The organism is Chromobacterium sphagni (assembly GCF_001855575.1).
Lineage (GTDB): Bacteria > Pseudomonadota > Gammaproteobacteria > Burkholderiales > Chromobacteriaceae > Chromobacterium > Chromobacterium sphagni.
Window position 1 is genome coordinate 95200 of sequence record NZ_MKCS01000003.1, and the last position, 10601, is coordinate 105800.

Sequence of the window (10601 nt, forward strand, 5' to 3'; positions counted from 1 at the left end):
AAAGCGGCACGCGCTCCAGCGCCCCGCGGCTGCCGACTCAGCCGTGCAGAATGTCCCAGCCCAGCTTGCAGATCAGCACGCTGGTCAGCGCCAGGAACAGGATGCGCACGAAGCCCGCGCCCTTTTTCATGGCCAGCCGGGTGCCGACCATCGCTCCTGCCATGTTCGCCGCGGCCATGGGCAGCGCATAGGCCAGCAAGATATGGCCGCCTATCGCGAAGGACAGCAGAGCCGCCACATTGGTGGTGAGATTCACCACCTTGGCCGCGGCCGAGGCGTGCAGGAAATCGAAGGCGAAGAAACGGATGAACAGGAACATCAGGAAGCTGCCGGTGCCGGGGCCGAACAGGCCGTCGTAGAAGCCGATGGCGCCGCCTATCGCCATGCCCACCAGCAGCTCGCGTCGGCCTATCGCCACCGGCCTGTGCAGCTTGCCGAAATCCTTCTTCCACAATGTATACACCGCCATGATCAGCAGCAGCGCCAGGACCAGCGGCCGGATCACGTCCTTGGGAATCAGCGACACCACCTGCGCCCCGGCGAACGAGAACACAAACGCCATGGCCGCGGACGGCAGCACCAGCCGCCACGGCAGACGCACGCGGCGCAGATAGGAGCGCGCCGCCGACAGCGTGCCCACCGCGGACGCCAGTTTATTGGTGCCAAACAAGGTGGCCGGCGCCACATTGGGCAACACGCTGAACAAGCCGGGAATCTGGATCAAGCCCCCTCCTCCGACCGCGGCATCGACCAGGCCGGCAAAAAAAGCGATCACGCACAGAAAACTCAAACTCAACAACATTGGCATTCTCCTTCCAATGCGCATTCTAAGGCCTGGCCGGAATTGGTGCTTGCAATGTAGCATTGCAATAAACGCAATGATGGAGCCACAATGAAAGCACTTTGGGGCATAAGGATTTTCTGCGCGGTGGTGGAGCAGAAAAGCTTTGTTTCCGCCGCGCGCCAGCTGGGCACCTCGCCCAGCAGCGCCACCCGCGCGCTGCAAGCGCTGGAAGAGGAGCTGGGGACCGCGCTGTTGGCCCGTTCCAGCAAGCAGCTGGAATTGACCATGGCCGGCGAGTCCTACTATCCGATAGCCAGGCAGATGCTGGATCTGCAGCAACAGGCGGAAGAGGAGCTCAACCAGCAGATTGCCGCGCCCCGCGGCCTGCTGCGCTTCTCCGCCCCGGAGACGCTGGGGAGAACCGTGCTGCCACGGGTGCTGGCGCTCCTGGCCGAGGAAAACCCCGACCTGCGCTTTGACGTGCTGTATAGCGACGCCACGCTGGAGCCGATTCGGGAAAAACTGGACTTCGCCATCCGCGGCGCCTTCCCGGCCTCCAGCGAGCTGATCGGCTACCCGCTGTGGGACTACCGGCGCCATTTATACGCCAGCCCCGCCTACCTGGCGCGCCACGGCGCGCCGGAACATCCGCGCCAACTGCCCGGGCACCGGGTGATAATCCACACTGCGCCACGGGTGCTCAAGGCATGGAATTTCATCAGCCAGGACACGCAGATCAGCCTCAACCTCAGCGCCTGGCACCGCAGCAACTCCGGCAACGGCGTGCTGGAGGCCATACGCGCGGGCATGGGCATCGGGCGACTGGGCGACTGGCTGGCCGAACCGCTGGTCGCGCGCGGCGAACTGGTGCGGCTGTGCCCGGAATTCCGCATCGTTTCCAGTCAGGGCGATGATCCGCAGATGCATGCGGTGTTCGCCAGCCGCAGTATCCCGCGCAAGGCCAGGCTGCTGCTGGACGCGCTGCGCCGGGACGGCCTGACTGCCGCGCGCTTGCCGTAACGGCAAGAGGAATGCAAAAACCCCGCCATTGGGCGGGGTTGGTGGCGTCACGCAGCCTGGGGGCTTACTGGCTGTTATCGCTCAGCGATTGCTTGCCGACCGTTACCGGGTATTTCTGGCGCAGCGCCTGCAGATAGCTGCCAAGTTGGCCGTTGGCCGTCAACTCGCCCAGCACATTGCCCAATTGGGCGCGATCGGCATCGGTAACGGCCGGAGCGGCGATCACCTTGTTGACGCGGTAAATCACGTACTCGCCGGTATCGTGTCGCACCCCGGCGAAAGTCGGCAGCTTGGCGGCGGCCACGCTGAACACCGCGCGCATATCGGTAGGCGGCAGGCTAGCGGCGGCGCGGCGGGATACCGTCAAGGCCGCGCCCCACTTTGGCGCATCGACATTCTTGCCCGCCTTCAAGTCGGCCAGCAGTGCCTGGCCCTTCCTGTCGGCCAGCTTGGCGCCTTCGCGCTCCACCAGCTCGCCCTGAATCTGCTCGCGCACATCGGCAATCGCTTGCTGGCGTTCCGGCTGATGCTCGGCCACGCGGGCCACCACCAGACGGCCGCCGCCGATGTCCACCGGCTCGCTGTTGTGCTTCTTCTTCAGCACATCGTCGCTGAATACCGCCGCCAGCAGCTTTTCGTTGCCCAGCAGATCGTCCTTGCCCGGTTGATTGCGCTGCAGCCAGTCGGAATGCTTGACCTCCAGCTTCAGCGCGTCAACCAGGCCCTTCAACGAGTCCGCCTGCTGATAGGCGACTTCGCTCAGCTTGTCCGCCTGCTCGCGGAACAATGCCGCGGCCTTCTGCTTTTGCAGCTTGTCGACGATGGCAGCCTTGACGGTTTCCAGATCCTGAGCCTTGATTTCGTCCAGACGGATGATGTGGAAGCCGTATTCGGTTTCCACCAGATCGCTGATCTGGCCCGGCTTCATGCGGAACACCGCGTCGTCAAACGGCTTGACCATCATGCCATGAGCGAAAAAGCCCAGATCGCCACCCTTTTCGGCGGAGCCGGGGTCCTGCGACTTGGCCTTGGCCAGTTCGGCAAACTTGGCCGGATTGGCGCGAATTTCCTTCAGCAGGGCTCCGGCTTCGGCCTTGACCTTGGCTTTTTGCGCCGGAGCGGCATCCTTGGCCACGGTCAGCAGAATGTGCGAAGCGCGGCGCTGCTCGCTGGACAGATCGGCCTTGTGCTGGTCGTAGTACTTTTGCACATCGGCATCGGCAATCTTGATGCCCTGCCCCAACGCGTCCTGCGACAACACCACATAATCCAGCTTCACGCTTTCCGGAGTACGGAAGCGCTTGGCGTTGGCATCGTAATAGGCTTTGACCGCGGCGGCGTCGGTTTTCACTTCGGATGCGAAATCAGCCGGCTTCAGCACCAGCGGCTGCAACTCCCGGCCCTCGCCCAGCAGCGCGGCCACGCGATTGACCACGCTGTTGGCGACAAACTGGGTGCCGGCCACGCTGGTCAGTTGGCTTCTCACCAGGATATCGTCGCTGATCTCGGTTTCGAAAGCTTCCGCCGACTGATAGCGGTTTTTCAGAAACTCGCTGTAGCGCGACTGGCTGAACTGGCCATTGTCCTGAAAAAGTGGAATGGAGGCGATGACCTTGCGCAGTTGCTCGGCACTGACCGTGGCGCCATGATCCCGGGCATCGGCCAGGATCAGCTTGCGGCGGATCATATCCTCAAGGGCGGCCTGGCGGGCGGCCGGATCGCTGGGCTTTCCTTCCAGCTCGCGGTCCAGATCCCGTTTGTAGATCTTGACGCTGCCCACCTTGACCAGATAGGGATCATCGGTTGCGCTGCTGTAACTGCTGACGCCAAAGCCGGCGAAGGTCAGCGCGACAGCACCGAGGATGACTTGAATGACGGTTTTGTTGTTCTGGACAAACTCGAACATGACGATTGGCTAAGGCCACCCCTGTAAAAAAAAAGGTGAACGCGTAAACCGGTTCACCTTCTCTCGTGTATTTTTGGCGGAGCGGACGGGGCTCGAACCCGCGACCCCCGGCGTGACAGGCCGGTATTCTGACCAACTGAACTACCGCTCCGAACCCTGGTGGGCGTTGACGGAGTCGAACCGCCGACATTCTGCTTGTAAGGCAGACGCTCTACCAACTGAGCTAAACGCCCTTCTACCAAACCGGCCCGATCAGATCGGGCCGGAAAGGCCGCCGATTATAGCGCGTCTTTCAGTGCCTTGCCAGCACGGAACTTCGGAGAACGTGCAGCCGGGATCTTGATGGTTTCGCCGGTCTTCGGATTGCGGCCGCTGCGCTCTGCGCGCTCGCCCACATAGAAGGTGCCGAAACCCACCAGAGTCACGGTATCGCCTTTTTTCAGGGCGTCGGTAACGGCAGCAACCATGCCGTCCAGAGCTTTCGCAGCAGCAGCTTTGGAAATATCGGCTTCTGCCGCGATGGCGTCAATCAGTTCAGACTTGTTCACGTAAGTCCCCTTTCGTCGTTCTTCGGTCTACGTAATTCGGATAAAAACGCTTGCTTTATAGCAAGGCGGAAATCCTTGTGTCAAGCGGCTTCCACGGGTGTTTTGCTAATTCGCAAGGACATTTGGAAGCCGCGAAACCACAAGATATTCACAGCTTCGGTAAGGCCATGATTCTTAATGCTTCAAAACCGACACTCCGCCGGCGGCATCTTGCGCAGGAGGAATGTCAGCAGACTGTTCTTCTTGCGACAATTCTTCCGGCTGACGCTCCAGCGCCAGTGCCAGCACTTCATCAATCCACTTCACTGGATGGATTTCAAGCTTCTGTTTGATGTTGGACGGAATCTCCACCAAGTCTTTTTCATTGCCCTTGGGGATCAGCACGTGGCGAATGCCGCCGCGATGCGCCGCCAACAATTTCTCTTTCAGACCGCCGATCGGCAACACTTCGCCGCGCAGCGTGATTTCGCCGGTCATCGCCACATCGGCGCGCACCGGGATGCTGGTGAGCACCGAAACGATGGCGGTGGTCATCGCAATGCCGGCGCTCGGACCATCCTTGGGCGTCGCGCCTTCCGGCACATGGATGTGCATGTCGCTCTTCTCGTAGAAGTCCGGCTTAATGCCCAACGAACGCGCCCGGCTGCGCACCACGCTCATCGCCGCGGTAATCGACTCCTGCATCACTTCGCCCAGCTGGCCGGTCCGGACGATATTGCCCTTGCCCGGCAGCGTGACGGCCTCGATGGTCAGCAATTCGCCGCCCACTTCGGTCCAGGCCAGACCAGTCACCTGGCCGATGCGGTTTTCCTCTTCCGCCAGACCGTAGTCGAAGCGGCGCACACCCAGATACTTGTCCAGATTCTTGGCCGACACCGTCACTTTGCCCGGCTTGCCCGGCTTGAGCAAGGCACCGGTCACCACCTTGCGGCAAATCTTGGCCACCTCGCGGTCCAGGCTGCGTACGCCGGCTTCTCGGGTGTAGTAGCGGACGATATCGCGGATCGCCGACTCCTGTACCGCCAGTTCGCCTTCCCGCACGCCGTTGGCCTCGATCTGCTTCGGCAGCAGGTACTTCAGCGCGATATTGACCTTTTCGTCCTCGGTATAGCCGGAAAGCCGGATGATTTCCATCCGATCCAGCAATGCCGGAGGAATATTCAACGAATTGGCGGTGGCCACGAACATCACGTCGGAGAGATCGAACTCCACTTCGGCGTAATGGTCGATGAAAGCGTGGTTCTGCTCAGGGTCCAGCACCTCCAGCAAGGCGGACGACGGGTCGCCGCGGAAGTCGGCCCCCATCTTGTCCACTTCGTCCAGCAGGAACAACGGGTTCTTGACGCCAACCTTGCTCATGTTCTGCAGCACCTTGCCCGGCATCGAACCGATATAGGTGCGGCGATGGCCACGGATTTCGGATTCGTCGCGCACGCCGCCGAGCGCCATGCGCACGAACTTGCGGTTGGTGGCGCGGGCCAGCGACTGGCCCAACGAGGTCTTGCCTACGCCCGGAGGCCCCACCAGGCACAGGATGGGCGCCTTCAGGCGATCGACGCGCTGCTGCACCGCCAGGTACTCCAGAATGCGCTCCTTGACCTTCTCCAGGCCAAAGTGGTCCTCGTCCAGCACAGCCTCGGCCGCGGCCACGTCCTTGCTGATCTTGGTCTTCTTCTTCCACGGCATGTCGAGCAGCGTGTCGATGTAGTTGCGCACCACGGTGGCCTCAGCCGACATCGGCGACATCATCTTCAGCTTCTTCAACTCGGACAGAGTCTTTTCACGGCCTTCCTTGCTCATGCCGGCGGCCTTGATGCGGCGTTCGAGCTCGTCGAGGTCGCTAACCTCGTCCATCTCGCCCAGCTCTTTCTGGATAGCCTTGACCTGCTCGTTCAGGTAGTACTCGCGCTGGCTCTTCTCCATCTGGCGCTTGACGCGGCCACGGATGCGCTTTTCCACCTGCAGGATGTCGATCTCGCCCTCCAGCTGCGACATCAGATGCTCCAGACGGGTCTGGACATCGAACATCTCCAGCACTTCCTGCTTCTGTTCCAGCTTGAGCGGCAGGTGGGCGATGATGCTGTCGGCCATGCGGCCGGCGCGGTCGATTCCGGCCAGCGAGTTCAATACCTCGGGCGGGATTTTCTTGTTCAGCTTGACATACTGCTCGAACTGGGCGAGCAGCGCGCGGCGCATCGCCTCGGTCTCGTTGGACTCCTCCACTTCGCTGGACAGCGCTTCGAATTCGGCCACGAAGCAGCCGTCCTCCTCGCCCACCTGCTTGATTGTGGCGCGCTGGCGGCCCTCGACCAGCACCTTGACGGTGCCGTCCGGCAGCTTGAGCATCTGCAGCACGGCGGCGATGGTGCCTATGCCGTACAGGTCCTCGGCCGAAGGCTCGTCCTTGGAGGCCGAGCGCTGGGCCACCAGCAGGATCTGCTTGCCTTCGTCCATCGCCAGCTCCAGCGCACGGATCGATTTGGCCCGTCCGACGAACAGCGGAATGACCATGTGCGGGAAGACCACCACGTCGCGCAGCGGCAATAGCGGCAGCGTGGTCTCTTCTCTGATTTCTGCGGGTTGGGACATATCACCTAACCTTAGCTTTGGGGAAACAATGCTTGGAAAATGGGGTGTGAGGCCAGAATATCAACACCCCATACTAAAACAGATTACATCGGTGACAAATAAAAAACCGCCCTGCCGGGCGGTTCAGTCATTCAGGCCAGGCCATCAGGCGGATTGTGCCACACCGCCCTGTTCGCGGTAGATGAAAAGCGGTTTATCGCCCTTCTCTATCACCTTCTCGTCCACCACCACTTTTTCCACGTCCTGCATCGACGGGAGTTCGTACATGGTATCGAGCAGCGCGCGCTCCAAAATGGAGCGCAGACCGCGGGCGCCGGTCTTGCGGACCAATGCCTGCTTAGCGATGACGCGCAGCGCCGACGGGCGGACCTCCAGCTCCACCGACTCCATCGAGAACAGGCGCTGGTACTGCTTGATCAACGCGTTCTTCGGCTGGGTCAGGATGGTGACCAACGCCTCCTCGTCCAGCTCGTCCAGCGTCGCAGCCACCGGCAAGCGGCCGATCAGCTCCGGAATCAGGCCGAAACGGATCAGATCCTGCGGCTCCACGTCCTTGAACAGGGCGCTGAGGCTGCGGCCGTCGTCCTTGGAGGTGACTTCGGCGCCGAAGCCGATGCCGCCCTTTTCGGAGCGCTGGCGGATGATCTTTTCCAGGCCGTCGAACGCGCCGCCGCAAATGAACAGGATATTGGTGGTGTCCACCTGGATGAATTCCTGGTTCGGATGCTTACGGCCGCCTTGCGGCGGAACCGAGGCGACAGTGCCCTCGATCAGTTTCAGCAGCGCCTGCTGCACGCCCTCGCCCGATACGTCGCGGGTGATGGACGGGTTTTCCGACTTGCGCGAGATCTTGTCGATCTCGTCGATGTAGACGATGCCGCGCTGGGCCTTGTCCACATCGTAGTCGCACTTCTGCAGCAGCTTCTGGATGATGTGCTCGACATCCTCGCCCACGTAGCCCGCCTCGGTCAGCGTGGTGGCGTCGGCGATGACGAAGGGCACGTCCAGGAGGCGCGCCAGCGACTGCGCCAGCAGGGTCTTGCCGGAACCCGTGGGGCCGATCAACAGGATGTTGCTCTTGGCCAGCTCCACGTCGTCCTTGCCGGTCTTCTGGTACAGGCGCTTGTAGTGGTTGTACACCGCAACCGACAGGGTTTTCTTGGCGAAGTCCTGGCCGATGATGTACTGATCCAGGTCTGCGCGGATTTCCTGCGGCGTCGGCAGCGGATGGTCGGCGGACGCGCCGCCCACCACCTCGCTGCTGCTACCCTTCTCCAGTTCTTCGCGAATGATGTCGTTGCACAGCTCGACGCATTCATTGCAAATGAATACCTGCGGGCCGGCGATCAACCGCTGCACTTCGTGCTGGCTCTTTCCGCAGAAAGAACAATAGAGAAGTTTCTCGTTGCTGTTTTTGTCAGCCATTAGCCAATTCCACTACTTACGCCGTGACATCCTTGCGGGAAGACAGCACTTTATCGATCAGGCCGTAGACACGGGCCTCTTCAGCCGACATGAAATTATCACGCTCGGTATCCGCTTCCAGCTGCTCCATGGTCTTGCCGGAGTGCTTGGCCATCAGCTCGTTCATCTTGGCTTTCACCTTGACGAGCTCGCGGGCGTGGATCTCGATGTCGGTCACCTGGCCGGACAGGCCGCCGCCATACAGCAGCGGCTGGTGAATCATCACCCGGCTGTTCTCCAGCGCAAAACGCTTGCCCTCGGCGCCTGCCGACAGCAGGAAGGCGCCCATGCTGGCCGCCTGGCCTATGCACAGGGTGGAAACGTCCGGCTTGATGAAGTTCATCGTATCGTAGATCGACATGCCGGCGGTAATCGAACCGCCCGGCGAGTTGATGTAGAAATGGATGTCCTTGTCCGGATTTTCCGACTCCAGGAACAGCATCTGCGCGACAACCAGGTTGGCCGATTCGTCCGAGACGGGGCCGACCAGGAAGACGATGCGCTCCTTCAGCAGACGCGAGTAAATATCATAGGCGCGCTCGCCACGACCGCTCTGCTCCACCACCATGGGCACCAGGCCCAACCCTTGCGGTTCCATCATCGATTTCATCGGCCACTCCAAAGTTGTTATCAGGCTTGGCTGCCCATCAGTTCATCGAAAGACAGCGCCTTCTCTACTACATTGGCCTGAGACAGCACAAATTCAACCACATTGTCTTCCAGAACCATCGAAGTCGGGCCTTCCAGGCGATCCTGGCTCTCGTAGTACCAGGCCAGAACGTCTTCCGGCTCTTCGTAGCTGTCGGCGAACTCCACGATCATCGAACGGATCTGCTCGGGCTTGGCTTCCAGCTTGTTGGCTTCCACCATTTCCGACAGGATCAGGCCCAGCTTGACGCGGCGCTCGGCCTGGGCGGTGAACAGCTCCGGCGGGAACGGCATGTTCTTCACATCCATGCCGCGCTGTTGCATGTCGCGGCGGGCCTGCTCGACCAGGCGGCCGATTTCCAGGCCGACCAGCGCCTTAGGCAGCTCGATCTCGGTAACGTCGATCAGCGCCTGCATCACGTTTTCCTTGGTGCGGGCCTGCAGGCGACGCTTCACTTCGCGCTCTACGTTCTTGCGAATCTCGGCGCGCATCTTCTCGACGTCACCCTCGGCGATGCCCAGCGCCTTGGCGAACTCTTCGTTCACTTCCGGCAGGATGGCCTCGGCCACGTTCTTCAGCAGGATTTCGAACACGGCGGTCTTGCCGGCGACGTCCTTGCCATGGTAGTCAGCCGGGAAGCTCACTTCCACGCTCTTGATCTCACCTTCCTTCATGCCGACGACGCCGGCTTCGAACTCGGCCAGCATCTGGCCCTGGCCCAGCACGAAGGGGAAGTTCTCGGAGGAGCCGCCTTCGAAGGCCACGCCGTCGATGGCGCCCTTGAAGTCGATGATCACGCGGTCGCCTGCGGCGGCTTCGCGCTCAACGCGGTTGAAGCGGGTGCGCTGCTTACGCAGGATGTCGATGGTCTTCTCGATTTCGGCGTCGCCCACGGTGACTGCCGGCTTTTCGATTTCCTTGGAGGTCAGCTCGCCGACCTTCACTTCCGGGTACACTTCGAAAGTGGCTGCAAACTTGAAGCTTTCTTTGTCGTCGCCAGCGGCAACCGGCTCGAAACGCGGATAGCCGGCAACGCGCAGCTTCTGCTCGGTGACGGCCTGGTAGAAGCCTTGCTGCACCTGCTCACCCATCACTTCTTCACGCACCTGGGCGCCATAGTTCATCTCCACGATCTTCAGCGGAGCCTTGCCCGGGCGGAAACCTTGGATCTTGGCGCCGCGGGCCACGCGCTTCAGGCGCTCGGCGACTTGCGTGTCGATGGCGGCCATCGGCAGGGCGATGTCCATCCGGCGCTCAAGATTGCTCAGTGTTTCCAGCTGTACTTGCATGTTAAATCCTTTGAATGTGACGGGTTTGGGTCATCTGGGACGGTACGACGCCAGACACCCGCCTTTCCGGCGCTTGCCGGATGGCGGCTGATCGACGCTGCGCGGAGTTACACCGCGCACCCAACGAAACAAACAGTATATCACGCACCCCGCGCTTGTCTGCACCTGTGCGGGAACGCGTTTCGGCCAAAGGAAGCGTCGAAGCCGCAACCCGCCGGCGGCCAGGCGCTTGAAACGGGAGTTTGCTGTTTGATATTGCTGGATTATTTCGGCAAGCCCATCCCGGCCCGGCCATCCATCTGCTATGATTCCCAATCATGCAAATCGCCAGCCTGGGCAAGAAAAATATCCG

Annotated in this window: 8 protein-coding genes and 2 tRNA genes; 1 reads left to right on the forward strand and 9 read right to left on the reverse strand. The window is 61.3% G+C overall.

Going from position 1 to position 10601, the window contains the following annotated elements; genetic code table 11:
• Positions 1–37: 37 nt before the first annotated feature.
• Positions 38–802 carry a sulfite exporter TauE/SafE family protein gene (locus BI347_RS19405; RefSeq protein ID WP_204378117.1) on the reverse strand — a complete coding sequence of 255 codons (765 nt, stop codon included), beginning with the start codon at positions 800–802 and terminating at the stop codon, positions 38–40.
• A gap of 90 nt (positions 803–892) precedes the next feature.
• Here BI347_RS19405 and BI347_RS19410 point away from each other — a divergent pair, with 90 nt between their 5' ends.
• Positions 893–1804, forward strand: a complete 912-nt coding sequence (locus BI347_RS19410; RefSeq protein ID WP_071114097.1) for a LysR family transcriptional regulator — start codon at positions 893–895, stop codon at positions 1802–1804.
• 64 nt (positions 1805–1868) lie between these two features.
• Here BI347_RS19410 and BI347_RS19415 read toward each other — a convergent pair whose 3' ends face one another.
• The 8 genes from BI347_RS19415 to tig all read right to left on the reverse strand — a co-directional run bounded on the left by BI347_RS19415 (position 1869) and on the right by tig (position 10249).
• The gene (locus BI347_RS19415; protein ID WP_071116815.1) at positions 1869–3710 is read right to left on the reverse strand and encodes a SurA N-terminal domain-containing protein; all 1842 of its coding nucleotides are present in this window, start codon (positions 3708–3710) and stop codon (positions 1869–1871) included.
• A gap of 74 nt (positions 3711–3784) precedes the next feature.
• Positions 3785–3861 (reverse strand) — tRNA-Asp (locus BI347_RS19420).
• Positions 3862–3867: 6 nt separating this feature from the next.
• Positions 3868–3943, reverse strand: a tRNA-Val gene (locus BI347_RS19425).
• 45 nt (positions 3944–3988) lie between these two features.
• Positions 3989–4258, reverse strand: coding sequence for an HU family DNA-binding protein (locus BI347_RS19430; RefSeq protein WP_043572292.1), 270 nt, complete (start codon positions 4256–4258; stop codon positions 3989–3991).
• Positions 4259–4432: 174 nt separating this feature from the next.
• Positions 4433–6847 carry an endopeptidase La gene (lon, locus tag BI347_RS19435; RefSeq protein WP_071114095.1) on the reverse strand — a complete coding sequence of 805 codons (2415 nt, stop codon included), beginning with the start codon at positions 6845–6847 and terminating at the stop codon, positions 4433–4435.
• Positions 6848–6991: 144 nt separating this feature from the next.
• A complete protein-coding gene (gene clpX, locus BI347_RS19440) occupies positions 6992–8272 on the reverse strand; it encodes an ATP-dependent Clp protease ATP-binding subunit ClpX (RefSeq protein ID WP_071114094.1) in 1281 nt (426 codons plus the stop codon).
• A gap of 16 nt (positions 8273–8288) precedes the next feature.
• Entirely contained in the window at positions 8289–8921 is a 633-nt protein-coding gene (gene clpP / locus BI347_RS19445) for an ATP-dependent Clp endopeptidase proteolytic subunit ClpP (protein ID WP_043572302.1), read from the reverse strand.
• Positions 8922–8941: 20 nt separating this feature from the next.
• Positions 8942–10249, reverse strand: coding sequence for a trigger factor (gene tig / locus BI347_RS19450; RefSeq protein ID WP_071114093.1), 1308 nt, complete (start codon positions 10247–10249; stop codon positions 8942–8944).
• Between the last annotated feature and the right edge of the window lie 352 nt (positions 10250–10601).